This is a genomic window from Vibrio harveyi NBRC 15634 = ATCC 14126 = KCTC 12724, from assembly GCF_001591145.1.
Taxonomy (GTDB): domain Bacteria; phylum Pseudomonadota; class Gammaproteobacteria; order Enterobacterales; family Vibrionaceae; genus Vibrio; species Vibrio harveyi.
On record NZ_BCUF01000012.1, the window covers coordinates 1 to 26,518 of the forward strand.

Consider the following 26,518-nt stretch of genomic DNA (forward strand, 5'->3'; position numbering starts at 1 on the left):
GGGTATAGTAGTGACAACGAAAAAAGCCCAAGCAATTCAATACTTGGGCTTTGATGAAAAGTCTGGTTTAAAACTGTTCTATCGTGTCGCCAGATTTAAACTCCACTTTCCTATTTTTATAACTGGTGTAGCAGAAGACAATAATAAACTTCAGCGTCATGATGAGAATGATGGTAGGCGCTGGTGCACTGTCAATGAAAAAGCTCAAGTACACACCAAGAAAAGCACTCAGCAGTGACATACATAAGGCAAGCAACACCATGCTGTGGAAACGGCGCGTTAGTAAGAATGCAGTTGCCCCGGGAGCAATCAGCATCGCGATAACTAAGATCATCCCAACAGCCTTAAGTGCAGCGACAATGGCTAACGATAGTAACGAAAGCAAACCATAATGGAGAAACTTAACAGGCAGACCAATTGCTTGCGCGTGTTGGTAATCAAATACGAAAACTAACAAATCTTTTCCTTTGAACACCGCAAACAGCACAACAAGTAAAGCGACGATTGCGGCTTCAATGATGTCCGCCCAACTCACACCTAGTGCATCACCAAACAAGATATGATCTAGGTGGACGCCTACTTCGATTTTGGTCATCAATACGAGACCAAGCGCGAACATGGCAGAAAAGACTACGCCCATAATGGTGTCTTCTTTGATACGGCTATTTTCTTTTAAGTAGCCTGTTGAAAGCGCACAAAATATACCCGCAGCAAACGCGCCAACGGTGTAAGGGATAGCAAGGATATAGGCAATCACCACACCAGGAAGAATCGAGTGCGCGATGGCGTCCCCCATCAACGACCAACCTTTCAATACAAGGAAGCAAGACAATAAAGCCGTTGGAATTGAAACAAGCAAAACAATCAAGAATGCTTGCTGCATGAATGTGAAGGTAAAAGGCATAAGGAGTGTATCAAGCATTTTTGTGCTCCTTATTCATCATAGGCATTGAAGACGCTAATTCACGATTCTTTTTTGCGATTTGTTGTTTGCTTTTGCGTCTAATCGCAATTTGACCATGCTTAGGTGCGAAAACAAATGCCATCAAGAAACAAGCTGTTTGCAGTAAAACGATGATCCCGCCAGTCGCGCCATCAATGTAGTAACTGACGTAGGCACCAACGAATGAACTTAGAGACCCAATTGCAACAGCGTAAACAATCACGCGTGAAAATCGGTCAGTCATTAAATACGCTGTAGCCCCTGGAATAACAACCATCGCAATAACCAAAAAAGCACCAACGGTCTGCAACGCTGCGACAGTACATGCACTTAGAAGCGTAAAAAACAACACTTTCAATCGGGTCGGGTTCAGTCCGACACTCTTGGCATGGTTCTCATCGAAAAAAACCACCATTAGGTCTTTCCATTTGACGAGCATAACGGCAAGCGAGATACCACCGATAATAACTAACTGGAATGTATCGGTCGGCGTGATGGCGAGCACATTACCTAATACAATAGTTTGAATATTCACCGCGGCAGGGAAAAGAGAAACTAAAAATAACCCCAGACCAAAAAAAGACGTAAATATCAAACCAATGATGGCGTCTTCTTTTAATTTGCTTCTTTGGCTCAAGAACAACATTCCAGCGGCAGCAAGACCACCAGATAAAAACGCGCCAAAGGCAAAAGGTAAGCCGAGCATATATGCACCAGCAACCCCAGGAACGATCGAGTGAGAAAGTGCATCACCAATGAGTGACCAGCCTTTCAACATTAGGTAAGTCGACAGAAAGCCGCAGACACCGCCAATCAATGCACTCACCCACATGGCATTCACCATGTAGCCATAGTGAAAAGGTTCGAGTAAATAATCCATAAAAATGAACTCCTTACTTGTCTGGACGCGAAACCGGAACAGCTTGCTGCTCACCATACATAACAACTGGACGTTCGTGGTCAGACAATACTGTCAACTTACGCTCATCATCATCTTCATGAAGATCTTTACCGCCAAGGATGAAGTGTCGAAGGACGCCACCAAATGCAAGTTCGAGGTTTTCAGGAGTGAAGATTTCGCTAGTCATCCCGGAAGCAAGCACAGTTCGATTGATCAATACGGTGCGGTCACAAAAATCTGGCACACTACCTAAATTGTGCGTGGATACCAGCATGACTTTGCCCTCATCACGTAAGTCACGCAGCAACGCCATGATTTGTTCTTCCGTTTGAACGTCGACACCAGTAAAAGGTTCATCCAGCAAAATAACGTCACTCTCTTGCGCCAATGCGCGCGCAAGAAAAACACGTTTCTTTTGTCCGCCAGAAAGTTCACCTATTTGGCGTTTTCTAAACGCGGTCATGTTCACGCGATCAAGTGCAGCCGTCACCATGTCATGATCGGTTTGCTTTGGAATGCGGAGTAATCCCATATGACCATAGCGCCCCATCATGACAACATCTTCAACCAGAACAGGAAAGTTCCAATCGATTTCTTCGCTTTGCGGTACGTACGCGACAACATTCTGTTTTAGAGCTTTTTTTGCCGGCATACCAAGGATCTCAACCGATCCTTGGCTAACCGGTACAAACCCCATAATGGATTTGAATAACGTCGACTTACCGCTGCCATTCACACCAACAAGAGCCGTAATTGATCCTTTTGGAAGAGAAAAACTTGCATCATATAGCGCGGTATGACCGTTGCGATAAGTGACACTAATGTCTGATACTTTAATTCCTGCCATTACTGTTCTAGACCCTCTGCGATTGTGTTTGAAGTCACTTTCAGTAAGTCTAAGAAGGTTGGCACTGGACCGTTTTTACTGCTCAATGAATCCACGTACAAGACACCTGCATATTTAGCCCCTGTTTCACGCGCAACCTGCTGTGCTGGCTTTGCCGATACCGTGCTTTCACTGAATACCGCAGAGATCTGATTGGCACGAACTTCATCAATAACGCGTTTAACTTGTTGTGGCGTACCTTGCGAGTCTGCATTGATTGGCCATAGGTAGAGTTCTTTAAGACCGAAGTCTCGAGCCAAATAGCTGAATGCCCCTTCACTTGTTACCAACCACCGTTTGTCTTCTGGGATTTGAGCCACTTTTTCGCGAATAGGCTGAACCATATCCATGATCTGCTTTTTGTATGCTTCAGCATTCTTTTGGTAAGTCTTTGCATTAACACTGTCGTATTTCACTAGTGCATCACGAATATTATCGACGTATATCAGAGCATCACTTGGAGACATCCAAGCATGGGGATTAGGTTTGCCACTGTAAGGACCTTGAGCGATGCTCATCGGCTGCACACCCTCGGTCACAATCACACTTGGCACATCATGAAGATTTTTGAAGAACTTTTTGAACCACAGTTCTAGGTTCAAACCATTGTACAGAATAAGATCCGCGCCTTGAGCGCGTCGAATATCACCAGGGGTCGCTTGATAGTTGTGAATCTCAGCGTCAGGCTTAGTAATCGACTCAACAACAGCCGCATCACCAGCTACGTTTTGAGCCATATCCGCGATAATGGTGAAAGTTGTCACTACTTTAAATTTCTCGGCTGCCATTGCTGCCGTGCTTAATCCAAGTGACATCATAGACAAAAGTACAACCGCAGGTTTGGCAAAAGAGCCAATTTTTAATCTCATCCCTGTTTTCTCCAGAAGGCAAATAGTTACTTTGAAAAGATAGAAGGATTCTACCTTTCATTAGCATTACTGTAAATGATAATAGTTATCATTTACAGTAATTTTAGCCTTTATTTCTGAAAAGGACGAGATTGGCTCACTTTTCCAATTACATTGCTGTCACGACAGCCTTAGCATTTAACCCTTTATCTAAGCTGACTAGCAATAACTGACATGGCTCTTGATTGAGCTTCTCCCCGGTCCAGTAATCATACCAATCTGTTGGTTGGTCTGCGGTAAGCGTAAATTCTGTCGCATCATCGTTCGCGTAGTTGAACAAACAGTGCAGATCATTCTTAGATGTTAGTGGCAGAAAAGCATGGTTCAAACCTAATGCGGTAAACTTAGCCGATTCTTGATTACGACGTTGACGCAGCATCAGTTTCGCTAGCGTCTTACTCGCAAATGGGGTGATTTCTGGTAGAGGGTCACCGGAAAGTAGTAGACCGCCACACGCTAGCAGCACGTTACGATGGAATTGATAATCTTCACGCGAGGCTGCTTGGTTAGGTAATGAAGTGAACGTTGCGCAATCTGGGTCGATTTGCCATAACTTGCGATGCTGCCAACTGCGGAAGAAGGTCTCTTTGGCAATTTGCTCAAAGCGATGACTATGGCGCTCTACATCGTCAGACACACGCATGGCATCGACTAAGCCCAAAGAAGGCCACATTGGTGCGTTACAACCCAATAGCCATGCATCTCCTGCCCCTTTAGCGATCGCTTCCATACCCATACGGTAGGCTTCTACACCGGTTACGCCCGATTGACTGCGCTTACCTTTTAAAGTGCCCCAATAGTTTGCATCTAATTTGAATAGCTCAACACCCCACTCTTCGCGCATGACAGATACGACGTGAGTTAAGTGATCTTGAACTTCAGGGTTTGAAGTATCGAGAATGTACCAAGGTGTACAACGCCAACCACCATAGGTGACATCTTCAGCTTTCAGAAGCTCTCCGTCTTCGTGACGCACAAACCAATCGGGATGCTTTTTGAAGATTTCTGATTCTGGCTGGGCAATGAATGGTGCCATCCAAATGGCTGGTTTTTTGCCTTTTGCGCGAATGTTATGAATCAGCTCTTTTACACCACCAGAGAACTTATCCGAAGGCGTTAGCCAATCTCCCATAAATGCTTGGTAGCCATCATCTAACAGTACCCATTCGACCTCAGCTAGGTTGTCTTGCATACATTCCACGTTTTCCAAAACGTTGCCTTCGGTCACGTCCGCGTAGTAGGCATACCAAGAGCACCAACCAACCGGAGCGTCTTGCATTACTCCGTTACGTGCAGGGTGATGTTCTGCAATCATCTCACTGTATTCTTGATACAGCTCAGATAACGAACTCCCACGTAACACAACAACCGATTCAAGATAGTTATGTTCCCAGTCTGCAACTTGCGTTCTTTCACCATCGATTGCTGCTGAAAGTACCCAATGTTCACCATGTTGCTTCACCTCAAAGTAACCAGCAAAGCGACGGCAAGTAGTGAAACCAAATAAGGTGTAACCTGCAGAGTCTTCTACGACTAAATAGTTGTAGTAACGCTTTGGTGCGCTCTCAGGGTAAATACGGTAGGAATTGTTGTTATCGGGGCAACGACCAATGTCGATAGGTTGAGAAATGGTACCGCTGGTCTGTGCCAACATTTGGAAGCCATCACCGATAACGGTTGCGCCTTGCTCATAGAGAAAAGACATTTGAAACAAGACTTCACGGTCAGTAAAGGTTTTATTGTGTATCCCGGCAAAAGAAAAGTGAATTTGGTTGCCGACGATTTCGAATTGAAGATCGTTATCACTTACTGAGATCTCAGTGTGATTGGCCAATTGAATGGTCTGAGCCATAGAAAATCTACTCACTTGATTATTATTGTTTAGTTTGGCTCATTATCCTCCGCTTCTGCTGCTCAATTCGTTATCGACGTCACGAATCTGTTGCTCTTGAGCAAGCCCAAACTCGGTATTGAGAGAATGCTCACTGAAATTTGGTCAAAAAAATACCAGCCCGAAGGCTGGTATTTTATTTAAAGCTTAGTGCTCTGATTAAGCAACTTCGATTGGACCACCGAATGAAGTAACTGGTGGAACTTTACCAGTGAACTTCTCGAAGTTTACGATACATGTGTTCGCAGAAGTCGCCTGTGCTAGCTCAGAAGAACCGATATCTTGAGTTAGAGTGTTAGGGTCACCGTAAGTACAGATTGCACCTACTTTCTCGTTTAGAGGACCGTACCACGCACCTTCTTCGATACGGATAACACCACGTGGGTAGCTGTCAGTAAGTACAGCACCAGCAAGAAGCTGACCACGATCGTTAAATACGCGTACCAAGTCACCGTCTTTGATGCCTTTCGCTTTTGCATCAGCCGGGTTGATGTATACAGGCTCACGACCTTGAACAGCGTAAGTTGCACGGAAGTCTTCAGATTCACACATCTGAGAGTGCAGACGCTTGTCTGGGTGGCAAGATTGTAGCCAGTACGGGTGTTTGTCAGAGCCAGGACCACCGTGTGAACGTTCTGATTTCTCGAACCACATAGGGTGTTCTTGACAGTGTTCGTAACCGTAACGACCGATCTTACGAGAAGTGATCTCGATGAAACCAGAAGGTGTACCCAGTGGGTTGATTTCTGGATCTTGACGGAAGTCAGCGTGACGAACCCAAGGTTTACCTTGACCGAAGTCTAGTACGCTCTTCTCCCAGAACTCATCAAATTCTGGCATTTCGAACTTACCGTCGTTCGCTTTCTTACAATCATTGTACAGGCTGCGGATCCATTCCATCTCGCTCATGCCACGAGTGTACTCGTCGCGACGACCAAAGCGTTGAGTCAGTTCACTCATGATTTGGAAGTCTGGCTTAGATTGGAACAATGGGTCCACTAGACGATGCATAGCAATCAGACCTTTGTTCGAGTAAGAACCGTACACGTCGATGTCGTTACGTTCCCACTGAGTACATGCTGGAAGCACGATATCAGAGAAACGACACGTTGCAGTCCAAGCGAACTCAACCGTTACTACTGTTTGTAGCTTCTGGAACGCTTGCTTCATGCGGTTACGGTCTTGGTGGTGGTGCCATGGGTTACAACCCGAGATCACCATCATCTTGAAGTCTGGAAGTTTAACTTTACCACCGTTGTAGTTGATCTCTTTGCCTGGTTCTAGCAGACAGTCGATCCAACGAGCAACAGGGATAGTACGGCTGTAACCGTTAAAGTCGTTGTTGTCCCACTTCGGCTTCATACCAGTATCTAGGTTACGAGGGAAACCACCAGGACCCGCGAAACCAGTTGAAGGTACACCGATACTTGAGTAGTGGTGACCGTAAGAGATACCACCGCCAGGCAGACCAATTTGACCAACCATTGCTGCAACTACTGCTGCTGCCCAGTATGGTTGCTCACCGTGCTCTTGACGTTGGATACACCAACCCATAAGGATTTGTGTACGACCGTTCACTAGCATGCGTGCGAATTCACGAATCTTGTCCGCTTTCACGCCACAGATAGGAGCAGCCCACTCAGGTGTCTTAACAACTTTATCTTTCGTTTCACCTTGAACGTACTTGATGAAGTCTTCGAAACCTAGACAGTAAGTTTCAATAAACTTCTTGTCGTATAGGTCTTCGTTGTACAGTACGTGCGCAACAGCAAGCATGAATGCTACGTCTGTTAGCGGGTTAATGTATAGGTGATCGTTCTCTAGGTAACGTTGAGTCTTGTTCTTAACTGGGTCTACAGAAAGAACATTGATCTCGCCTTTCGCTACTTTTTCCTTCAACTGCGCTAGGTAGTTGAAAGATTCGTGCGTTTCACAGTTCCAACCTACTTGCAGGTTTTTCACTGGGTCATTTGCCCAAAGAATGATGTTGTCTGAGTTCTCTAGAATTTCAGACCAAGACGTACCTTGTGCATAAACTTCTGTTGAACCAAGTACGTAAGGCATGATGGTTTGACCTGCACCAGTCGAGTAGTCACCTACTTTAGTGATGAAGTTACCGTGCATACCTACAGCACGTTGCATGTGTGCCGTACAGTTGTTGAACGCACCAGTTTGGTTCCAACCAGTTTGACCTGCGTGTAAAGCCCATGGTCCGTATTCTTTCTGAACACGTTCTAGCTCACGGTAGAACAGGTCTAGAGCTTCATCCCAAGTTACACGGATGAAACGGTTGTTACCGCGCGTCTCAGCGCTGTATTTGTGCTTCTTCAGCCAATCTAGACGAACCATTGGGTAACGAACACGTGATGGGCTGTAGATGATGCCCTTGATGCCGTTCAACATTTCTGTTGGGTTCTGGTCTAGTTCTAGCGGTTTGATCTCTTGAACTTTACCCGCGTAGATGTGGGCGCGGAACGCGCCCCAGTGTGAACCTGTTACTTTCCAAGTACCAGTAGTCTCAGCTGCGTTTGCAGATGCTGAAGCCAATAAGCTTGGACCGATAACTGACGCTGCACTTGTGGTTGCTACACCTTTAAGAAAACTTCTTCGTGTAATAGCCATTTAATTTACTCCAATCCGACGCTTATTAGTGGTGACCTTCAGCATAATCTGAAGAGTGCTTCTGTAGGTACTTCAAGATCAGTGCTTCACTGTCTGTATCTAGGTTAACGAACGCTAGCATACCATCGAACATACCTGGCCATGTGTTCGCATCGAAGTGCGCTTCAGCAGGTTGTGTGTGACATACAGAACAGTTAGTTTTGTAAGCTTCTTTTGATTTTTCCCATACAGGGTTGATGTCGTTCAGCATAGATTCTTTCTTGATCCATACTTTCGCAGCTACTTTCTCCCAAGGAAGACCTGTTAGCTCATCAACTTTCTTCTCACCAGCAGTCACAACGTTAGCGTCTGTTGATGCTTCTTTTAGTAGTGATGCTACTGCGATGTTCTTACCGAAGTCTTCTTGAATTACACGACCGAAACCTTTCGCTTTACGCCAGCCATCGATTTCAACTTCAACGTAATCGCCTTTCTCTTCAAGAACTTTAACAGTCGATGCTGGGTTTAGAAGACCTGCTTCTTTAGCACCTTTATCGTCGAAGTAGATTGGTAGGTGACGAACACTCACAAGTTGTTGACCTACACCGTAGTCAGTGTTTGAAGTCATACCTTCAAGGTCACCAACGATACCACCAATGCTATCCATACCTGCTGGCAGGTTGTGTGCGATACCTTTGTGACAGTCAACACAGCTTTGGTCTTTCTCAGCTGCTTGTTTCATTTGGATACGAGCCGTTGGAGACATTTGCTCGAAGTCCATAGAATCGTAGTTGTGACAGTTTTTACACTCTAGAGATTTGTTTGCAGAGAAACGATCCCATTCGTGTTTAGCAAGTTCGATACGGCGCTCTTCGAAAACACCCGGTTCGTCGTAGTTGCCAAATACTTGTGCAAATACTTCTTTAGATGCTTGCATTTTACGAGCGATTTTATCTGTCCAGTTGTGTGGAACGTGACAGTCAGGACATGTAGCACGAACACCAGAGTGGTTTTTCCAGTGAACCGTGTCTTGCAGTTCAACGTATACGTTGTCACGCATAGTGTGACAGCTAATACAGAATTCTTCTGTGTTGGTTGCTTCTAGTGCGGTGTTAAAACCACCCCAGAAAATAACACCAGCGATGAAACCGCCCATAGTCAGCACGCCAAGGCTGATATGAACTGCCGGGCGCGTCATCGTACGCCACAGTTTAATGATTAATGATTTCATTATTTGCTCTCTTAAAATCTTTTCAAAAGTGTGGTTGTGAGCTCACTGGCTTACATGCCGTGTGCGCCTGGAGGACCAAAGAAGAACACTTGTAGTGCCCAAACGATAAATCCGTAGCCACCTACGAAAGCCACACTCAGAATTGGGAAGAGAACAACTGCAATGAAGAGGAAAGACTTCCACTCCAGGGAGCGTTTTTCACCACTCTCAATTTTGTTAACATCACTCATACATTTGCCTATTTTGTATCTAGTGTTATTGAAAAGCCTGCGTTACCAAGCTTAAGTTTTTTACAATCTCTATTGGAAAATGTTAGACCATACTAATAGTAAGGTTCAATCAAATCTGACGCTCCAGCCCTTGTTATCCAACACTTTTTTGAGCTCATCCAGAGATGTGTTTGATTGATATTCTTTGTGAAAGAATATTAATAGATGTGAAAAAATAAGTCTTTTGCAAACATGTTAAGGATACAACATGAGTTTAACTTTGTTTACATTTTTATGGATTTTTTCGTGCTACTAAATCGCTATTTTTTCGACTAAAGACAATACTTTGTGATCTTTATGTTAAGAAAACTTCACGAAGTCCTAGCGATCATTTTGTCGATGAGATTGCGAAAAAACAGAGCTTAGCAATTCATAAACCTATGCCACTTCGTTAGAATCAAAGCATTGATTTTGGGAGAAGGTTTATGAATCAAGTTGTCGATATAAATTGGTTTGAGCTTGCACTTTTTAGTTTGATTCTTATTGTTCCACTCACCATCAATGCTCGCTATAAATTAGGAATTGCGAAAGATACAGCGATGAGTGTTGCGCGAATGACAGTGCAACTCATTTTGGTTGGTGTATATCTGGAATACCTTTTTAAGCTAAATAGCTTACTCGTAAATTTACTGTGGTTATCCATTATGGTTGTCGTCGGAGCAAGCTCAATTGTGGGCAAAGCTAATCTTCCGAAGAAACCACTCATGCTCCCACTGATTACTGGCTTGTCTTGCAGTCTAGTCCCTCTTCTTGCCGCTATCACTTTAGGTCTCGTAAAGCCAGAACCATTCTACAATGCCCAATACATGATTCCATTAGCAGGCATGCTGTTAGGCAATAGCTTAAGCAGCAATATTATCGCGTTGCAGAACTTATTCACCGCTTTCGAACAACGCAAGTCAGAGTACGAGGCAGCCATCTCATTGGGAGCCGCTTCTAGGTATGCCTCCTTCCCTTTTCTTCAAGAAGCCCTTCGCAAATCCCTTGCGCCAATTCTTGCTTCTATGGCGACAACAGGCTTGGTGACGCTCCCTGGTATGATGACAGGTCAGATCTTAGGTGGTGCTAGCCCGATGGTCGCCATCAAGTATCAATTGGTTATTATGCTGGCGATTTTTGTCATGCTCAGTGTGTCTGTAGCGATCACTTTAGAGATGACACTAAGTTGTGTACAAACCAAAGAAGGACGTATTAAAGTGAAGTTTATCAACAAGGAAAAGACATAAAACCGGTCACTTCGTCATCACATAAGCGTCTCATTTTATGAATTTTTCTCGATCAAAAAAGATACTCACGATCTTTGAGACAGGTTATCCACAGAAAATGTGGATAAACCCCGAAAACCCATAAGCAACCAGAAACATAAGCGCAACTTTGAGACCACTGTACACTGCGAAATTTAATGGTCACTGATTGGTCATTGAACCGTCATCTTACTCTTCTAAAGTGCAGTTAAACGACATAGGGAGAGCACCATGGATAGGTTAGCCGTACGAGAAAACTTCGATGAGTTGCAGTCAGATTCGCCCGTTGATTGGCTGACTCAGGAACCGGTAGAAATGACGTCTCATTGGATTCCAAACGAATATGGCATCAACGAAGAACTGGTTTAAACATCGGTTGAGCGAAGTTTAGATAAAAGAAAGGCAAGCCATTTAGCTTGCCTTTTTTGAAAGTTATTTCAGATGCTTGTCTTCATCACGTAGATAAATCATCCAATACCACATGCCAACGAAGACACCACCACCGATGATATTACCGATTGTCACAGGGATTAGGTTGTTCACTAAGAATCCCATCATGTTTAGATCCGCATAATCTGCAATGTTTGCACCTGTCATTTGCCAAAACGATTCAGGTGCGAAGTATTTAATACCGATCGCCATTGGTACTTGGAACATGTTAGCGATACAGTGCTCAAAGCCAGCAGAAACGAACATAGCTACCGGCAAGATCATTACGGCGATTTTATCAGTCAATGTGCGACCACTGAACGTCATCCAAACTGCGATACATACCAAAACGTTACACATGATGCCCAGCGCGACAGCTTGGAAAAAGCCATGATGCAGTTTGTGCTGCGAAATGGCCATCGCATTCAAGCCCACTTGACCACCGTCGAACATGTACTGTTTGGTGATCAGCATACACACAACAAGCAAAACCGCACCAACCATGTTACCGAAGTACACAACCAGCCAGTTTTTCATTAAGGCTTTCCATGAAATCTTGCCGCTTGCACGTGCCACCAGCGTAAGAACTGAGCTAGTAAAAAGCTCGCCGCCGGTTACTACCACTAAGATCAGACCAAGACTGAATGCCAAACCACCAATAAGACGTGTAATGCCCCATGGAAGATCACCAGCACCTGTGGTTACGGTTGTATAAAAAATAAAAGCGATACCAATGTGAAGACCTGCTGAAATTGCCAACAGGAAAGATTTCATTGGAGCTTTAGTTGCTTTGCCAACACCTACTTCGGCGGCACGTTCAGCAGCCTGAGGTGGTAATAATGAGTCAAACTGATTGAAGTTCATGGAAGTGTAACATTTAGAAACAATTAACGAGGCGCGGATAATCGCTCCATTTCCAGACTTTTTCAAGGGCTATTTTTCATGTTTACCAAATTTGTTGTTGTTGAGAGAGTAATCGATAAAATTCAACTATGAGTTATTGTCCTAACCATTATTAATATTTGGGTCAAATGTTTACCGTAGAATAAAATTTCCGCGTTATATCAGAGCTATAGCGCTACACTTAACATTTCTAAGGGTTTTCTATTGCTCAACCTTAGTTTTCAGACTAGCTTGGATAAAAAAGTACGAAGGAATTACCTATGAAATATTCAGCTGACCATATCGCCGAACTGAACCTACTTCTTCAATTCGATTTAAGCAGCGCAGCAACAGGCATCAAAGTCCACAAAGAAGCTTCTGAAGAAATGCAGGCAGCCGTTGCTCGTCTGTACGAAAAACAACTATGTACACAACCTGATGGCGGTTATCTAACTGACGAAGGTATCGAAGTTGCAGAACACGCAGATAAAATTCTTCGAGTCCTTTCTGCTGAATAACGATATTTAAATAAACCAGTATCGGAATTAAAAAAGCCACCGCAACGGTGGCTTTTTTGATAATTAAATTTATCTAGACTCACTATATTAAGCAATGAGCTTTCTCATTTTTCCAAATGGTTGAATTTTATCATACGCCCAGTTAAAGCCCGTTGCATAAAATAAGAAGAAAATTAAGAAGCCCGCTTCTAACGCTAATGCCTGTAGCAGAGTGATTTCCAAAAACCACGCGATCACCGGAATAGACAAGAAGATTAATCCACCTTCAAACCCCAAAGTGTGACCAATTCGCATCGCTAGACTGCGCTCTTCGCGGTTTGGACCAAACCACTTGTCAAAGTACAGGTTATAAATGTAGTTCCAAACTACGGTGTAAAGACTCAGACCAATACCCACCACTGCTAAGTCACTGGATCCCTTCCCTGTTATTAAAGAAGCAGCAGGAATAATGATCGCCAATGCAATCATTTCAAATAGTACAGCGTGAAAGATACGTTCGTTACGAGTCATGATGTTTTACCTAAATAGTTCTACTCAATGACTGGCATTTTATCTATCATTAAGATAAGTAAAAGTTAGGTACCATCGGTTAAAACGATATGTTTACTATTGAACAACTACAAGCTTTCGTCACTACATCAGAAGCTGGTTCTTTCTCCGCAGCAGCCCGTAAGCTTGGACGAGCACAATCGGTGATCAGTCAGCACATCATGAACATGGAACTTGATTGCGGCGTGGACCTTTTTGATCGAACTGGTCGTTATCCAAAACTGACGGAGAAAGGTCATGAGTTAATGCCTTACGCACTTGCAACGCTTAGCCAACTTGACCGACTGAATAATAAAGCGTCTCAACTTTTTTCCAGCCCTGCAACCAAGCTTGTCCTTGCTGTTGACGAAGGGATTCCGCTCACCCGCCTCCCGATTGCATTGAAAAATTTAGAAAAAAAGTTCCCAAGTCTACAGGTGGAATGCTTGACCGCATCCAGCCCTGACATTATTGAACTAATTAAATCAGAACGTGCGACAACGGGCATCATCTTAAGTGACTTACAAATGCCTAAGAATGTTGATTTATCTAACCTAGGGCATATTGGTTTTGATGTGTTTGTCTCATCACAACACCCTTTAGCAATACAGCCAATCCGAAACATCGACGAGCTAAAGCAACATCGTCAACTGGTAATCCGTTCAAAGAATGAAGACGTGAGCGGTCTTAATCAGGCGTTTAGCCCAGATATCTGGTACGCTGATGATTACTACATATTATTAGAACTGGCGAACAAGGGATTTGGCTGGTGCTTTCTTCCTGAACATTTGGTGTCTTACGCACCAAATACCTTAGTGAAACTTGGCGAAGAATTCACAAAACTGGCATGGCAAGTCAACATTGATTTGATACAACATCAGAAATGGCATTCCGATCCCCTGCATCAACAAGCCAGATTAGAGTTACAAACCCTGTTTGAGTAGTCATCAGGGCATACCGTAGGAACATACAGATGGCAAATATATTGATCGTGGGCGCAGGCTGGCTAGGAGCGCCACTTGCACAAACTTTAGCTGACCAAGGACACCATGTTACGGTTACCCGTCGTAGCCAATCTAGGCTAAATGAACTTCCAATCACTTCCGTACGAACGGCTCAACTTGACCTTAGCGAGCCAAGAGCTCAACAGAAAATTGTCGAACTGATCAAACAAGAACAAATAGAACGCATTGTCGGATCGTTTCCTCCAGGTTTTCGCAAAGGAAACGGACAAGAATACGCACAGCAATGGCAACGTTTAGTTGAAGCCGCAAAAGTAAGTGGTGTGGAAAAGCTTTTGATGGTCAGTTCAACGACGGTCTATCCAAATTTGCCCGTCGATATGAGAGAGGAAGACGCCACATTCGCTTTAGCGCAAGACAATCCGCATTTCTCTGATAATGCACGTATTATGCTGCAAGCCGAGCAATACGTGATGGACTCCGGTATTGACTACGCTATCGTTCGCTGTAGTGGTTTGATTGGTGCCGACCGACACCCGTCTCGCTTTGCGTTGCGATTAAAACAGGTCAGTCGCAAAGCGCCAGCGAATATGGTGCATCAAAACGATGCTGTTGCGGCAACGGCTTTCGCGCTCAATCAAATTGAAAATGAGGTAGTTAATGCGACCACGCCAAATACCGTCAGCAAAGCTGAGTTTTATCAAGCTGCCATTACGCAAAGTGATTTAGACATTGCCCTTCCGCCAGTCACCGAAACCGCCGATAAGCGAATCCTTGCAGACAAACTTATCTCGCTTGGTTACCAGTTCCAATTCACCTCAACGCTGGACGCACTATGAAACTCTATCAACACATTGAAACCTTGTGGGAGTATATGCAACTCAAGCATAAGCTAAAGCCTGCTGACTGCCTATTTGTAATGTGCAGTAATGACTTACGCGTAGCCGAACACGCCGCTGAGCTTTACCATCAAAAATTTGCGCCACTCATTGTATTTTCTGGTGGCGAAGGGCGTTTTACGGATGGTTTATTTGAGAGAAGTGAAGCTGAGACTTTTGCAGATATCGCCAAGCTTGCAGGTGTACCGAGCGAAGCAATATTGCTCGAAACAAAGTCGAGTAACAGTGGTGAGAACGTTCGCTTCACTGAGCTGTTATTGAAAGAAAAAGGGATTAGCTGTGACTCTCTGATTTTGGTTCAAAAGCCATTTATGGAAAGACGCGCCATTGCAACCTTTGAAAAACAGTGGCAATCGCCTTATTCACAGCTTCAAGTCACGTCCACAGCGCACCCTTTCTTTGAATATATCAACGAAGAAATGCCACTAATGATGGTGCTTGAAGCGCTCATGGAAGATTTTTCTCGTGTGAAAACCTACCCAGAGAAAGGCTTTCAAACAAAACAAGAGATTCCTGCCCACGTTGAGTCTTCTTATCAAGCACTTTTAGAAAAGTTTGAGTTTGGTCTCGCGTAATCCTTCACTTACGGACCAACAGTTAGACAGTAAAAAGCCACCGAATTCGGTGGCTTTTTCTTATCTAACTCTTATCTAGACTGGCTTACTTACCAAGTGCTTCTTTATAATGCTGGCGACAAACGGATACGTAACGATCGTTACCACCGATTGCGACTTGATCACCTTCTTTGATTGCAACACCGTGCTCATCAGTACGGATAACCATGTTTGCCTTGCGACCACAGTGACAAATCGTTTTGAGTTCCACCAACTTGTCTGCCCAAGATAGCAAGTACTTGCTGCCTTCAAAAAGTTCGCCTAGAAAATCGGTACGAAGACCATAGCAGAGTACAGGAATATGCAGCTTATCAACCACTTCTGTTAGTTGGTAAACCTGTTCTTTCGACAAAAACTGACACTCATCAATTAGGATACAGTGACGTTTTTCAACTTCATGCAGTGCCGCGATCTCTTGGTAAAGGTTGGTATCTGGACGGAACAAATGCGCGTCTGATTGCAAACCAATACGAGAGCTCACTTTACCTACGCCGTAGCGATCATCTAACGCTGCTGTGAAAATCACAGGCGTCATGCCACGTTCTTGGTAGTTAAATGAAGATTGAAGAAGAGTTGTCGATTTACCCGCGTTCATTGCCGAGTAATAGAAATACATCTGAGCCACAGAGCACTACCTTCGTTAAAGTTTAGAATTTATAAAAGCTTGTAAAGAAAAGGGCTGAATCATCAGCCCTTTTAAAAGATTCAATTACTTACGTCGCCACGTTGTGCCTTCTGGACCATCTTCCAGAACAATGCCCATTTCCGTCAGCTTGTCACGAGCCATATCTGCGTTAGCCCAATCTTTTGCTGCACGAGAATCGTTACGTAGCTTAATTAGTGCTTCGATTTCAGCAACTTCATCGTCGTCGCCTGCATCACCTTTTAAGAATGCTTCTGGATCTTGGTGAAGAATACCGATCACGTCAGCCAGTTCACGCATTAGCGCACCTAGCTCGCTCGCTTTCTCTAGGTTTTCTGTCTTCAGACGGTTTACTTCACGCGCCATGTCAAACAGTACTGAGTAAGCTTCTGGTGTGTTGAAGTCATCGTTCATCGCTGCTGTAAAGCGAGTTACGTATTCTTCACCACCCGCTGGCGCAGCATTTAGATCCAGACCACGTAGAGATGTGTATAGACGCTCAAGAGACGCGCGTGCTTGGTTTAGGTTATCTTCGCTGTAGTTTAGCTGGCTACGGTAGTGACCAGACATTAGGAAGTAACGAACGGTCTCAGCATCGTAGTGACCTAGAACATCGCGGATAGTAAAGAAGTTACCTAGAGACTTTGACATCTTCTCACGGTCTACCATTACCATGCCGCTGTGCATCCATGTGTTCACGTACTGAGTGTCATGTGCACAGCATGATTGCGCGATTTCGTTCTCGTGGTGTGGGAACTGAAGATCAGAACCGCCGCCGTGAATGTCGAAGTGGTTGCCTAGGATTGACGAGTTCATAGCAGAACACTCAATGTGCCAACCTGGACGACCTGGACCCCATGGTGATTCCCATGTTGGCTCTCCCGGTTTAGACATCTTCCAAAGTACGAAGTCTAGCGGGCTACGTTTTGCTGTTTCGATATCGACACGAGCACCAGCTTGAAGCTGGTCAAGATCTTGCTTAGACAGTTTTCCGTATTCGTTGAACTTGCCCACTTCGAACATTACGTCGCCGTTGTCTGCAACGTAAGCAAAACCACGCTCGATTAGCTTTTCAACCAATTCGATGATTTCAGCAATGAACTGAGTCGCACGAGGCTCAACGTCAGGACGTTTCATGTTTAGTGCATCAAAGTCAGCGTGCATTTCACCGATCAAACGTTCAGTAAGTGAATCACAAGACTCGCCGTTTTCTGCCGCGCGTTTGATGATTTTGTCGTCGATATCAGTGATGTTGCGTACAAACGTTAGATCGTAACCAAGGTAACGTAGGTAACGAGAAACAACATCAAAAGAAACGAAAGTACGACCGTGACCAATATGACAGAGATCGTAGATGGTAACTCCACAGACATACATGCCAACTTTGCCGGCTGTAATTGGTTTGAATTCCTCTTTCTGTCTTGTGAGTGTGTTATATATCTTTAACATGATCTCTATCTATGATTGTGAATGAATAACAAGAACGCCGAGTATAACAACTCAGACCTTATTAGGTAATAGCAATTAACCGATAAAACGATAATCGGCTAAACTTCAAGCACAAAACTATGAATTTGTTCTTCCTGAGTTTTTAAAGCGTAATAACTTAGGCTAGAATCGCAGTTTCAATACAACACAGTAAAGGAAAGTAGCATGATCACCCTTCACACTAATTTTGGTGACATCAAGATTCAACTAAACGAAGAGAAAGCGCCAGAAACAAGCGCAAACTTCCTTCAGTACTGCCGCGACGGTTTCTATGACAACACTCTTTTCCACCGTGTTATTGACGGCTTCATGATCCAAGGTGGTGGTATGGAGTCTGGTCTACGTGAAAAAGCTACACGTGCACCTATCAAAAACGAAGCAAACAACGGTCTTAGCAACAAAGTGGGTACACTTGCTATGGCTCGTACTATGGAGCCGCATTCAGCAAGCTCTCAGTTCTTCATCAACGTAAACAACAACACGTTCCTAGATTTCCGTAGCGAAAGCCTAGATGGTTGGGGTTACTGTGTATTCGGTGAAGTAATCGAAGGCATGGACATCGTAAACAAGATCAAAGGCGTTAGCACTGGTTCTTACGGCATGCACCAAGACGTACCTCTAGAAGATGTAATGATCACTGGTACTACAATCGAAGAGTAATTCTTTAGAATTGCCACCAAGAGATAAGTTTGTGGGGAGGCTTCGCCTCCCCTTATTTCTATGACGACATTATTTATATCTGATCTTCATCTTACCCCATCACGTCCGGACATCACGGAGTGCTTTGTCACGTTCATGCGTACAGAGGCGATCCATGCAGATACTTTGTATGTGCTCGGTGATTTGTTCGAGTTTTGGATTGGTGACGATGATGACACCCCTTTCGCAGACCAGATCCGCGCTGAATTTAAAGCGCTGACGGATTCTGGTGTCCCTGTTTTCTTCATCCAAGGCAACCGAGACTTCCTCCTAGGTAAACGCTTTTGCAAAGAAACCGGTATGACGTTGCTCGACGACGTTTGTACGATTGACCTCTATGGTCAAAAAGCCGTTATCTTACATGGCGATACACTTTGCATTGATGATGTGAAATACCAAGAGTTTCGTAAAACCGTTCATAAACCATGGCTTCAATGGTTGTTTAATCGAATTCCTTGGTTCGTTAAGAAAAGAATTGTCACCAAGGTTCAATCAGACATTCGAGATGATAAAAAAACCAAGTCTCTCGATATCATGGATGTAAACCAAGGCGAAGTTGAACGTGTTATGTCTCAAAACTGCGTCAACTTGATGATTCACGGTCATACACATCGTCCAAATACACATTTTTTTGAACTTAATGGTGCTAAAAACACCCGCATCGTTTTAGGTGATTGGTATACCCAAGGCTCAGTTTTACAAGTAAATTCTGACGGTTTTGACTTACAAACACGACCGTTTGACACAGAATTGAAGTAAAGCTTGTCGAGCGTGTAGAAGATTGACGCGTAAAGCATAGAAATTTTACAAAAAATCGCTATCATCGTAATACTAAGTTAAACAGAACAAAGTACCGCATTGAAGTATTCATACGTAGCTCGTCAACCGATACTAGACAGAGAAAAGCGTACCATTGGGTACGAGCTTCTCTTTCGTGACGGTCCGAAAAACACCTTTCCAGAAGTAGAACCAGAGATGGCGACTAGCCGACTTTTATCTGATCACTTCTTGACGACTCACTACAGCACACTAGGTGATAAACTTGGCTTTGTTAATTTTCCATACCAAAGCTTAGTCAACCTAGTTCCTACTCTATTTCCTAATGAGTCGTTAGTTGTAGAGGTGCTGGAAGATTGCGAACCGACAGATGAGCTACTTCATGCGATTAAACATCTGCACGCATCTGGTTATCGTGTCGCATTAGATGACTTCGTTCCGACCAAGGCTTGGAAGCGCTTCTTACCATACGTCGCTATCATTAAGTTTGATATCCGTTTGGTGCCTATAGACAAAGCTGCAATCTATATTCGTTCTCTCGGACATTTTGGTATCGACTTCTTAGCAGAAAAAGTCGAAACCTATGAAGAGTTTGAGCAAGCGATGGATGCTGGTTTTAACTACTTCCAAGGATACTTTTTCAGTAAGCCAGAGATGATTCAGAAGAAACGCCTCAACCCAGCGTTTTTGACGGTTATACAACTGTGCAAAGAAATTGCAGATAAACCTATCGATTTCAATGAGGTAGAACGTCTGTTTTCTATTGATGTGACTTTGTCTTATAAGCTGTTGACTTACGTAAACTCAGGTTACACGCTCACAACTAAGATTAAGTCTTTCCGTCAAGCTCTGGTTTACCTTGGTGAAGAGCGCTTAAGACGCTTTATTTCTCTTGTGGCGATTGCCTCTGTGCACGAGGATAAACCGGACTCTCTCTATTCGTTAGCGATTCAACGCGCACGTATGTGTGAGATTTTGTTGAGCCAGATGAAAACCAAGTATGATCCGGGCCAAGCATTCCTGACAGGTATGTTTTCACTGCTGGACTCACTACTCGATCAGCCACTATCCGATGTAATCAGCGACATTCCAGTCGATGAGGAAATCAAACAAGCACTCACCAGTCGAAAAGGTGTATTAGGCTACCTACTTTCAATGATCATTGCTTACGAGAAAGCCGATTGGGAAACGACGGAAAAGTACTGTAACGCGCTCAAACTGAATGAACCACAATTAGCGAAGGCGTTCAGTCAATCCACTGCGTGGGCCCAAGAACTGCTGTCTCAAACGCCCTAAATCGCTATAATGCCCCAAAAGAATACCTCCAGCCTCACTGATATGCCCAAGTAACCTCGCGATGCTACGTTCAGCGAGAATAAGTTGGGTGTAAAAGGTTGTTTGTTTTACCGCTTAATTAATCGAGATTTCATTTTATGGCTTCTTCTTGTCCTTGCGGGTCTAACCGCACCTACTCACAGTGTTGTGAAATCGCCCACAATAACCATGCTGACGTCATCACTCCAGAGCAGTTGATGCGTTCTCGCTATAGTGCACATGTGTTGGGTCTAGTGGATTACGTGGTAAAAACATATCACCCAAGCTGTAACGCAGAAGAACAACGTGAAGGCATTGCCCAGTCCATCGATAGCGATTGGTGCAAGCTTGAAGTAGTCAAAACTGAAGCGGGTAGCAACAAGAATGAAGGTTTTGTTGAGTTCAATGCGTACTTTAATGAAGACGGCAAACGCTACTGCATGACTGAGCGTTCTCGCTTTGTAAAAGAAGACGGGCTTTGGTACTACATTGACGGCACATTTCCTGAAGAAGAGCCAGAAGAAGAACCAGAACAAGATCCACGTTTAAGCCAGCCAGTAATTAGCCTAAAAGTAGGTCGCAATGACCCGTGTATCTGTGGAAGTGGTAAGAAATTTAAGAAGTGTTGTGGGTAAAGCATCCATACCTAGCTTATTAAACTCGATTTAATTGGATTCTTGACATCGCTTAGGCTTGTCGAAATGACGTGAATATATGTACCTGTTTGAAGTAGATAACTCTACTGCAAGCACCATTAGAAAATATACCGTCATTCTGAACAACGAGGGACGAGCGTGATTCAGAATCCAATCGCCACTCGCACTGTCGCCGAGGTTTACCCCGAACCAAGAACACTAAATTAAAAAAGCCCCTAGACTCCCGAGTCATAGGGGCTTTCATTTATCTATAGCAGGCTTATTTATGACGCTCTTTCAGTTTATTCACCACATCATTCATCGATAAGCCTTGGTCTTGAAGCAATACCAGCAAGTGGTAAATCAAGTCTGCTGATTCACACACTAACTCCGCCTTATCGCCCGACGTCGCCGCAAGCGCGACTTCAACGCCTTCTTCGCCCACTTTTTGCGAAATACGCTTGGTGCCACGGGCATAAAGACTGGCAGTATAAGAGGAATCTGGGTCGGCACTCTTGCGGGCAGCCAATAGCTGCTCAAGTTGATGAAGCCACACCATTTGTGACTCCTCTTGAGGGTCCACATCCCAGCAAGTTGTGTTACCCAAGTGACACGTAGGACCAATGGGATTCACTTTCACCAGTAGCGTATCGTTGTCGCAATCGAGCTGAATGTTCACCAATTGCAATACGTTGCCAGAGGTTTCACCTTTCGTCCAAAGACGTTGCTTGGTACGAGAGAAAAACGTCACTTGACCTGTTTCGCCCGTTTTTGCCAACGCATCTTGGTTCATGTAACCCATCATCAGCACTTGGCTTGATTGGAAATCTTGTACGATGGCAGGTACCAGACCATCCACCTTTTCCCAGTTGATTCGCTCAGCTAGCGAACTTACTTCGGCGGCTTTCACACTCATAGTCGTACCTCAATGCCTTGTTGTTTCAAATACTGCTTTAGTTCACCAATATTGATGACTTGCTTGTGGAATACCGATGCGGCAAGCGCGCCATCCACATTTGCTTTTTGGTAGGCTTCTGCGAAATGCTCCATGGCACCTGCACCACCCGATGCAATCAATGGCACGTTACACACTTCACGCACCATATTCAGTTGTTCGATGTCGTAGCCGTTACGTACACCGTCTTGGTTCATCATGTTCAGCACGATTTCACCAGCGCCGCGCTTTTGTACTTCTTGCACCCAATCACACGTTTCCCATTGGGTCGCTTTGGTGCGTTCTTCATCACCAGTAAACTGGTAAACCTGATACTTGCCCGTCTCTTTGTCGTAGTATGAATCGATACCAACGACGATACATTGCACACCAAACTTATCAGCAAGGTCAGTAATCAACTGAGGGTTTGCCAAAGCAGGAGAGTTAATCGATACCTTATCTGCACCAAACTCAAGAATGCGCGCCGCGTCTTCTGCTGATTTAATACCACCAGCCACACAGAACGGGATATCAATCACTTCTGCGACGCGAGCGACCCAACTTTTATCGACGACACGACCATCACTTGAAGCGGTAATATCGTAGAACACAAGCTCGTCAGCGCCTTCTTCAGCATAACGCTGCGCCAGAGGAACGATGTCACCAATAATTTCGTGGTTGCGAAACTGGACGCCCTTCACCACTTGTCCATCACGAACATCAAGACATGGAATTATTCGCTTTGCCAACATGCAAACGCCTCCTCTGCTGTGAACTTACCATCTAACAATGCACGACCAACAATCACGCCAGCAACACCGCTGCCTTTTAGTGCTTCGATATCCGCTAATGAACCGATGCCACCTGAAGATTGGAACTGCACTTGCGGGTACTGTTTACATAAGTCGACGTAAAGCTCAACGTTTGAACCTTCTAGCGTACCGTCACGAGAAATGTCCGTGCAAAGCACATGCTGTAGACCTACCGTCAGATAATCGTTGATCAATGCTTCGATAGTCACGCCTGAGTCTTCTTGCCAACCAGAGATCGCTACCTTACGCGTGCCGTCTTGATCGATGTTGATGTCTAGCGCGAGAACGATTTTCTCTGCACCGTATTTTTCCATCCAACCTTTCACAAGCTCTGGCTGTTTTACCGCTGTAGAGCCAACTACAACGCGCTGCGCACCGGCTTCTAACAGATCAATCACGTCCTGCTCTGTACGCACTCCACCACCAATTTGGATGTTCGCTGGCGTACTTGCTAATAGCTTTGCAATCAAATCAAGTTGACGTGCTGTCGTGTCTTTCGCGCCAGTTAAATCCACTAAGTGTAGCCAGTTAGCACCTGCTTGGTGGTACAAATTAAACTGCTCTGCTGGGTCGACTTTGTACTCGGTAACTTGACCGTAATCACCTTGATAAAGGCGAACCACCTGTCCTTCAATTAAATCAAGAGCTGGAATAATCACACTAAATCCCTTTTATAATTCTAAGAAGTTTTGAATAAGCTTCGCGCCCGCTTTTGAAGAACGCTCAGGGTGGAACTGCACACCGTAGTAGTTGCCACTTTGTACTGCTGCTGTGAACGGGTTGCCGTATTCACACTCGGCAATCGTGTAATCCCCGACAGGCATTGCAAAGCTGTGTACAAAGTAGAAGTACTCACCTTCTTCAATGCCTTTGAACAGTGGGTTACCTGCTTTTGCAGACACTGTGTTCCACCCCATATGCGGCAGCGGTAAATCGCCGGTTTGTAGCATCTTCACTTCGCCATCACAAAGTCCAAGACACTCAACCAACTCATCTGCTTTCTGCCCTTTCTCTTGAGACACTTTGCCCAATAGTTGCATGCCTAAACAGATACCTAGCAAAGGCTTTTCTACCTGTTTTACCAAACTGATAAGATCGCGCTCTTCTAGGTTCTTCATCGCTTCACTGGCAGTCCCCACTCCCGGTAGAAATAGCTTGTCAGCTGCCAATACAACTTGTGGATCTTTTGAAATAGTTACGTCATAACCTAGGCGTTCGATGGCAAACTTCACCGAAGAAACGTTGGCACAGCCAGTATCGATAATGACAACTTTCTGTTCTGTCACTGTTTTTCTCCTTGCTAACGTGAGCCTTAAAGCACGCCTTTACTACTTGGTAGCTCAGTGCCTTCTACTTTGATTGCTTGACGTAAAGTACGACCAAACGCTTTAAACAAGCTTTCAATGATGTGGTGGTCATTATTGCCCGCAGAAGACAGGTGCAGCGTACACGCTAGGGTGTCAGTCAGAGAACGGAAGAAGTGAACCACCATCTCTGTTGAAAGATCACCCACTTGCTCACGGCTAAACTGCGCGTCGAACTTAAGGTAGGGACGACCTGATAGGTCTAGCGCACATTGTGCTAAACACTCATCCATTGGCAGGCTGAAACCAAAACGACCAATACCACGCTTGTCACCCAGCGCTTCTTTCAACGCCTGACCCAAGGCAAGAGCGGTATCTTCTACTGTGTGGTGATCATCAATGTGAAGGTCTCCTTCCACTTTGCACACCATTTGGAATCCACCGTGCGTCGCAATTTGATCCAACATGTGGTCGAAGAAACCAAGACCCGTTGAGATGTCATTACCGCCTTGTTCATCAAGATTAACCGCAACTTTGATGTCCGTTTCTTTCGTGGTACGAATCACTTCAGCAATACGAGCTTTCACCGTGAGGTCTTTCAGGATCTGTTTCCAATCCATAGTTTCTGGGTTGTATTGAATACCACGAATTGCCATGTTTTCTGCAAGTTGAAGATCGGTTTGACGATCACCAATCACAACAGAGTTTTGAAAATCAACTTTGCCACCTTGTAGATACTCTTTTACCAAGCCCAATTTAGGCTTACGGCAAGAGCAGTTATCTTCATCAAAGTGAGGACAAATCAGCACGTCATCAAACTTCACACCTTGAGACTCAAAGATCTCCATCATCATGTTGTGTGGTGCGTCGAAATCTTCTTGTGGGTAGCTGTCGGTACCTAGACCATCTTGGTTCGTTACCATCACTAGGCGGTATCCGGCATCCTGCAACGACAACAGGCTTGGGATAACAAATGGCTCTAGTTTAAGCTTATCTAAACGGTCTACTTGAAAATCAACCGGCGGCTCAACAATTAAGGTGCCATCACGGTCGATAAAAAGGATTTTTTGTTGTTTGCTCACTCGAACTTCCTTATTGCTATATCTTTTTGGCGCTCCCGCTATTGAGCGAGAGCGATAAATACTTTTTCTACTTATGAGTAGTAGTTTCTGATAAATCCGAGTGTTTTTTCGCACTCGTCGCGGTTACCCACGCTGATACGTACACAGTTCTCGATTGGTGAGTTACGTAAAATAATGCCCGTATCCCAAGCGGCTTTGAAAAGATCATCGCCATCTGGGAACTTCACCAATAGGTAATTCCCCCATCCTTCAAAGACTTCCAATCCCGGAATCATTGACAAACCAACTTGTAAGTAAGCTCGGTTTGCATTCAGGTCGAGAACTTGAAACTTCGCTCGCGCTAGACCTGCTTCAGACAGCGCTTGAGTAGCAATTTCTGCCACTGGAACCGGTACTGGATATGGTGCGATAACTTTAAGAAGTACATTAATCAACTCTTCGTTCGCAAGCGTAAATCCACAACGCAGACCAGCAAGCGCGAAAGCTTTCGACAGAGTACGCAGAATTGCTAGGTTCGGATATTGCGCCAGCAAATCTACCGTTGACGCTTCTGGACAAAAATCAATGTACGCTTCATCCATTACAACGATTGCTCGGTCTTTTGTCATCTCAAGCAGAGACACAATGTCTTCACGCTTAACCAAGTTACCTGTTGGGTTGTTTGGCGAACATACGAAAACCAGTTTCACGTTATCCAGATTGGCTTCGATGCCTGCAAGGTCTAGTTGCCAATCTGACGTCAGTGGTACGGTTTTGCGCTCAACACCGATGGTTTCGGCACTGATAGCGTACATACCGTAAGTCGGTGGACAGTAAAGAATCGCATCTTCACCCGGCTCACAGAAAGCACGAATCAGTAGCTCAATGCCTTCATCTGCACCGCGAGAAGTCAGCGTTTGTTCTGGTTTCACACCCACATACGCCGCGTAAGCGGAAATCAGTTCTTTCGGTTGGCATTCGCTGTAACGATTAAGACGAGCAAAGTCTGTTTTGTATTCATTGTTAAATGGTGATTCGTTGGCATTTAGCCATACATCACCAGTACCGCCAATTCGGCGAGCCGATAAATAAGGGGTAAGTTTTTGGACTTGTTTACGCGCTAGCTTTTCCATCTCAATATCCTC

General features: G+C 44.6%; 28 protein-coding genes. 10 read left to right on the forward strand and 18 right to left on the reverse strand.

All coding sequences use genetic code 11. From position 1 onward, the window contains the following. Positions 1-67: 67 nt before the first annotated feature. The 8 genes from VHA02S_RS08365 to torE form a co-directional block, all read right to left on the reverse strand. On the reverse strand, positions 68-922 hold the full coding sequence (locus tag VHA02S_RS08365) for a metal ABC transporter permease (protein ID WP_005450714.1): 855 nt from the start codon (positions 920-922) through the stop codon (positions 68-70). Beyond that, positions 915-1,823 (reverse strand): metal ABC transporter permease, encoded by a 909-nt coding sequence (locus VHA02S_RS08370; RefSeq protein ID WP_038897447.1) that lies wholly within the window; start codon positions 1,821-1,823, stop codon positions 915-917. Before VHA02S_RS08370 ends, VHA02S_RS08365 begins: the two co-directional genes overlap by 8 nt. Positions 1,824-1,836: 13 nt before the next feature. Further along, positions 1,837-2,691 carry a manganese/iron ABC transporter ATP-binding protein gene (locus tag VHA02S_RS08375; RefSeq protein ID WP_005450718.1) on the reverse strand — a complete coding sequence of 285 codons (855 nt, stop codon included), beginning with the start codon at positions 2,689-2,691 and terminating at the stop codon, positions 1,837-1,839. After that, on the reverse strand, positions 2,691-3,599 hold the full coding sequence (locus tag VHA02S_RS08380; RefSeq protein WP_005450720.1) for a metal ABC transporter substrate-binding protein: 909 nt from the start codon (positions 3,597-3,599) through the stop codon (positions 2,691-2,693). Before VHA02S_RS08380 ends, VHA02S_RS08375 begins: the two co-directional genes overlap by 1 nt. Before the next feature lie 148 nt (positions 3,600-3,747). Then, entirely contained in the window at positions 3,748-5,490 is a 1,743-nt protein-coding gene (locus VHA02S_RS08385) for a glycoside hydrolase family 36 protein (RefSeq protein ID WP_038897446.1), read from the reverse strand. A 198-nt stretch (positions 5,491-5,688) separates the two neighbouring features. Next, positions 5,689-8,151 (reverse strand): trimethylamine-N-oxide reductase TorA, encoded by a 2,463-nt coding sequence (gene torA / locus VHA02S_RS08390; protein ID WP_005450724.1) that lies wholly within the window; start codon positions 8,149-8,151, stop codon positions 5,689-5,691. Positions 8,152-8,176: 25 nt separating this feature from the next. Beyond that, entirely contained in the window at positions 8,177-9,361 is a 1,185-nt protein-coding gene (gene torC, locus VHA02S_RS08395) for a pentaheme c-type cytochrome TorC (protein ID WP_005450726.1), read from the reverse strand. A gap of 50 nt (positions 9,362-9,411) precedes the next feature. Further along, on the reverse strand, positions 9,412-9,591 hold the full coding sequence (gene torE, locus VHA02S_RS08400) for a trimethylamine N-oxide reductase system protein TorE (protein ID WP_005450728.1): 180 nt from the start codon (positions 9,589-9,591) through the stop codon (positions 9,412-9,414). Between the two features lie 464 nt (positions 9,592-10,055). Here torE and VHA02S_RS08405 point away from each other — a divergent pair, with 464 nt between their 5' ends. Both VHA02S_RS08405 and VHA02S_RS26135 read left to right on the forward strand, forming a co-directional pair. After that, positions 10,056-10,856, forward strand: coding sequence for an ABC transporter permease (locus tag VHA02S_RS08405; protein WP_038897445.1), 801 nt, complete (start codon positions 10,056-10,058; stop codon positions 10,854-10,856). A 249-nt stretch (positions 10,857-11,105) separates the two neighbouring features. Continuing rightward, on the forward strand, positions 11,106-11,243 hold the full coding sequence (locus VHA02S_RS26135; RefSeq protein WP_005450732.1) for a hypothetical protein: 138 nt from the start codon (positions 11,106-11,108) through the stop codon (positions 11,241-11,243). 63 nt (positions 11,244-11,306) lie between these two features. On the opposite strand, the gene focA is transcribed toward VHA02S_RS26135, so the two are convergent. Continuing rightward, the gene (gene focA / locus VHA02S_RS08410) at positions 11,307-12,167 is read right to left on the reverse strand and encodes a formate transporter FocA (protein WP_005450735.1); all 861 of its coding nucleotides are present in this window, start codon (positions 12,165-12,167) and stop codon (positions 11,307-11,309) included. A 299-nt stretch (positions 12,168-12,466) separates the two neighbouring features. Between focA and VHA02S_RS08415 the strand changes: the two genes are divergently transcribed. Further along, positions 12,467-12,703, forward strand: a complete 237-nt coding sequence (locus tag VHA02S_RS08415; protein ID WP_005430269.1) for a TIGR02647 family protein — start codon at positions 12,467-12,469, stop codon at positions 12,701-12,703. 87 nt (positions 12,704-12,790) lie between these two features. Here VHA02S_RS08415 and VHA02S_RS08420 read toward each other — a convergent pair whose 3' ends face one another. After that, positions 12,791-13,213: a PACE efflux transporter gene (locus VHA02S_RS08420; protein WP_005450737.1), complete on the reverse strand. Its 423-nt coding sequence runs from the start codon at positions 13,211-13,213 to the stop codon at positions 12,791-12,793. An 89-nt stretch (positions 13,214-13,302) separates the two neighbouring features. Between VHA02S_RS08420 and VHA02S_RS08425 the strand changes: the two genes are divergently transcribed. From VHA02S_RS08425 to VHA02S_RS08435, 3 genes are read left to right on the forward strand one after another with little or no spacing between them, the layout of a single operon-like run. After that, the gene (locus tag VHA02S_RS08425; RefSeq protein ID WP_029789471.1) at positions 13,303-14,175 is read left to right on the forward strand and encodes a LysR family transcriptional regulator; all 873 of its coding nucleotides are present in this window, start codon (positions 13,303-13,305) and stop codon (positions 14,173-14,175) included. A gap of 29 nt (positions 14,176-14,204) precedes the next feature. Continuing rightward, positions 14,205-15,032 carry an NAD(P)H-binding protein gene (locus VHA02S_RS08430; RefSeq protein ID WP_038897444.1) on the forward strand — a complete coding sequence of 276 codons (828 nt, stop codon included), beginning with the start codon at positions 14,205-14,207 and terminating at the stop codon, positions 15,030-15,032. After that, a complete protein-coding gene (locus VHA02S_RS08435) occupies positions 15,029-15,667 on the forward strand; it encodes a YdcF family protein (protein ID WP_038897443.1) in 639 nt (212 codons plus the stop codon). Before VHA02S_RS08430 ends, VHA02S_RS08435 begins: the two co-directional genes overlap by 4 nt. An 85-nt stretch (positions 15,668-15,752) precedes the next feature. Here the strand turns inward: VHA02S_RS08435 and VHA02S_RS08440 are convergent, their stop codons facing one another. After that, a complete protein-coding gene (locus tag VHA02S_RS08440; RefSeq protein ID WP_005450744.1) occupies positions 15,753-16,331 on the reverse strand; it encodes a thymidine kinase in 579 nt (192 codons plus the stop codon). 84 nt (positions 16,332-16,415) lie between these two features. Then, a complete protein-coding gene (gene cysS / locus VHA02S_RS08445; RefSeq protein ID WP_005437232.1) occupies positions 16,416-17,798 on the reverse strand; it encodes a cysteine--tRNA ligase in 1,383 nt (460 codons plus the stop codon). Positions 17,799-18,002: 204 nt separating this feature from the next. Between cysS and VHA02S_RS08450 the strand changes: the two genes are divergently transcribed. The 4 genes from VHA02S_RS08450 to VHA02S_RS08465 all read left to right on the forward strand — a co-directional run bounded on the left by VHA02S_RS08450 (position 18,003) and on the right by VHA02S_RS08465 (position 21,262). Then, positions 18,003-18,497 carry a peptidylprolyl isomerase gene (locus tag VHA02S_RS08450; protein WP_005437228.1) on the forward strand — a complete coding sequence of 165 codons (495 nt, stop codon included), beginning with the start codon at positions 18,003-18,005 and terminating at the stop codon, positions 18,495-18,497. Between the two features lie 60 nt (positions 18,498-18,557). Further along, positions 18,558-19,295: a UDP-2,3-diacylglucosamine diphosphatase gene (lpxH, locus tag VHA02S_RS08455; protein ID WP_026138395.1), complete on the forward strand. Its 738-nt coding sequence runs from the start codon at positions 18,558-18,560 to the stop codon at positions 19,293-19,295. A 99-nt stretch (positions 19,296-19,394) separates the two neighbouring features. Continuing rightward, on the forward strand, positions 19,395-20,609 hold the full coding sequence (locus VHA02S_RS08460) for an EAL and HDOD domain-containing protein (RefSeq protein ID WP_009698175.1): 1,215 nt from the start codon (positions 19,395-19,397) through the stop codon (positions 20,607-20,609). A 137-nt stretch (positions 20,610-20,746) separates the two neighbouring features. Beyond that, complete coding sequence (locus VHA02S_RS08465; protein ID WP_038897442.1) at positions 20,747-21,262, forward strand: YchJ family protein; 516 nt, start codon at positions 20,747-20,749, stop codon at positions 21,260-21,262. Positions 21,263-21,542: 280 nt separating this feature from the next. Here VHA02S_RS08465 and hisIE read toward each other — a convergent pair whose 3' ends face one another. The 6 genes from hisIE to hisC form a co-directional block, all read right to left on the reverse strand. Continuing rightward, complete coding sequence (gene hisIE / locus VHA02S_RS08470) at positions 21,543-22,178, reverse strand: bifunctional phosphoribosyl-AMP cyclohydrolase/phosphoribosyl-ATP diphosphatase HisIE (RefSeq protein WP_005450749.1); 636 nt, start codon at positions 22,176-22,178, stop codon at positions 21,543-21,545. Beyond that, positions 22,175-22,948: an imidazole glycerol phosphate synthase subunit HisF gene (hisF, locus tag VHA02S_RS08475; protein ID WP_038897440.1), complete on the reverse strand. Its 774-nt coding sequence runs from the start codon at positions 22,946-22,948 to the stop codon at positions 22,175-22,177. The genes hisIE and hisF overlap by 4 nt, the downstream gene beginning before the upstream one ends. Further along, positions 22,930-23,667: a 1-(5-phosphoribosyl)-5-[(5-phosphoribosylamino)methylideneamino]imidazole-4-carboxamide isomerase gene (gene hisA / locus VHA02S_RS08480; RefSeq protein ID WP_005390889.1), complete on the reverse strand. Its 738-nt coding sequence runs from the start codon at positions 23,665-23,667 to the stop codon at positions 22,930-22,932. The genes hisF and hisA overlap by 19 nt, the downstream gene beginning before the upstream one ends. Before the next feature lie 12 nt (positions 23,668-23,679). Beyond that, positions 23,680-24,294 (reverse strand): imidazole glycerol phosphate synthase subunit HisH, encoded by a 615-nt coding sequence (gene hisH, locus VHA02S_RS08485; RefSeq protein WP_038897439.1) that lies wholly within the window; start codon positions 24,292-24,294, stop codon positions 23,680-23,682. Between the two features lie 26 nt (positions 24,295-24,320). After that, the gene (gene hisB / locus VHA02S_RS08490) at positions 24,321-25,394 is read right to left on the reverse strand and encodes a bifunctional histidinol-phosphatase/imidazoleglycerol-phosphate dehydratase HisB (protein ID WP_017188197.1); all 1,074 of its coding nucleotides are present in this window, start codon (positions 25,392-25,394) and stop codon (positions 24,321-24,323) included. Positions 25,395-25,465: 71 nt separating this feature from the next. Then, the gene (gene hisC / locus VHA02S_RS08495) at positions 25,466-26,506 is read right to left on the reverse strand and encodes a histidinol-phosphate transaminase (protein WP_038897438.1); all 1,041 of its coding nucleotides are present in this window, start codon (positions 26,504-26,506) and stop codon (positions 25,466-25,468) included. Between the last annotated feature and the right edge of the window lie 12 nt (positions 26,507-26,518).

Excerpts from the sequence above, each read along its gene's own strand:
- VHA02S_RS08365 (WP_005450714.1), bottom strand. The coding sequence starts at position 922 with ATGCTTGATACACTCCTTATGCCTTTTACCTTCACATTCATGCAGCAA.
- VHA02S_RS08370 (WP_038897447.1), bottom strand. The coding sequence starts at position 1,823 with ATGGATTATTTACTCGAACCTTTTCACTATGGCTACATGGTGAATGCC.
- VHA02S_RS08375 (WP_005450718.1), bottom strand. The coding sequence starts at position 2,691 with ATGGCAGGAATTAAAGTATCAGACATTAGTGTCACTTATCGCAACGGT.
- VHA02S_RS08380 (WP_005450720.1), bottom strand. The coding sequence starts at position 3,599 with ATGAGATTAAAAATTGGCTCTTTTGCCAAACCTGCGGTTGTACTTTTG.
- VHA02S_RS08385 (WP_038897446.1), bottom strand. The coding sequence starts at position 5,490 with ATGGCTCAGACCATTCAATTGGCCAATCACACTGAGATCTCAGTAAGT.
- torA (WP_005450724.1), bottom strand. The coding sequence starts at position 8,151 with ATGGCTATTACACGAAGAAGTTTTCTTAAAGGTGTAGCAACCACAAGT.
- torC (WP_005450726.1), bottom strand. The coding sequence starts at position 9,361 with ATGAAATCATTAATCATTAAACTGTGGCGTACGATGACGCGCCCGGCA.
- torE (WP_005450728.1), bottom strand. The coding sequence starts at position 9,591 with ATGAGTGATGTTAACAAAATTGAGAGTGGTGAAAAACGCTCCCTGGAG.
- VHA02S_RS08405 (WP_038897445.1), top strand. The coding sequence starts at position 10,056 with ATGAATCAAGTTGTCGATATAAATTGGTTTGAGCTTGCACTTTTTAGT.
- VHA02S_RS26135 (WP_005450732.1), top strand. The coding sequence starts at position 11,106 with ATGGATAGGTTAGCCGTACGAGAAAACTTCGATGAGTTGCAGTCAGAT.
- focA (WP_005450735.1), bottom strand. The coding sequence starts at position 12,167 with ATGAACTTCAATCAGTTTGACTCATTATTACCACCTCAGGCTGCTGAA.
- VHA02S_RS08415 (WP_005430269.1), top strand. The coding sequence starts at position 12,467 with ATGAAATATTCAGCTGACCATATCGCCGAACTGAACCTACTTCTTCAA.
- VHA02S_RS08420 (WP_005450737.1), bottom strand. The coding sequence starts at position 13,213 with ATGACTCGTAACGAACGTATCTTTCACGCTGTACTATTTGAAATGATT.
- VHA02S_RS08425 (WP_029789471.1), top strand. The coding sequence starts at position 13,303 with ATGTTTACTATTGAACAACTACAAGCTTTCGTCACTACATCAGAAGCT.
- VHA02S_RS08430 (WP_038897444.1), top strand. The coding sequence starts at position 14,205 with ATGGCAAATATATTGATCGTGGGCGCAGGCTGGCTAGGAGCGCCACTT.
- VHA02S_RS08435 (WP_038897443.1), top strand. The coding sequence starts at position 15,029 with ATGAAACTCTATCAACACATTGAAACCTTGTGGGAGTATATGCAACTC.
- cysS (WP_005437232.1), bottom strand. The coding sequence starts at position 17,798 with ATGTTAAAGATATATAACACACTCACAAGACAGAAAGAGGAATTCAAA.
- VHA02S_RS08450 (WP_005437228.1), top strand. The coding sequence starts at position 18,003 with ATGATCACCCTTCACACTAATTTTGGTGACATCAAGATTCAACTAAAC.
- lpxH (WP_026138395.1), top strand. The coding sequence starts at position 18,558 with ATGACGACATTATTTATATCTGATCTTCATCTTACCCCATCACGTCCG.
- VHA02S_RS08465 (WP_038897442.1), top strand. The coding sequence starts at position 20,747 with ATGGCTTCTTCTTGTCCTTGCGGGTCTAACCGCACCTACTCACAGTGT.
- hisIE (WP_005450749.1), bottom strand. The coding sequence starts at position 22,178 with ATGAGTGTGAAAGCCGCCGAAGTAAGTTCGCTAGCTGAGCGAATCAAC.
- hisF (WP_038897440.1), bottom strand. The coding sequence starts at position 22,948 with ATGTTGGCAAAGCGAATAATTCCATGTCTTGATGTTCGTGATGGACAA.
- hisC (WP_038897438.1), bottom strand. The coding sequence starts at position 26,506 with ATGGAAAAGCTAGCGCGTAAACAAGTCCAAAAACTTACCCCTTATTTA.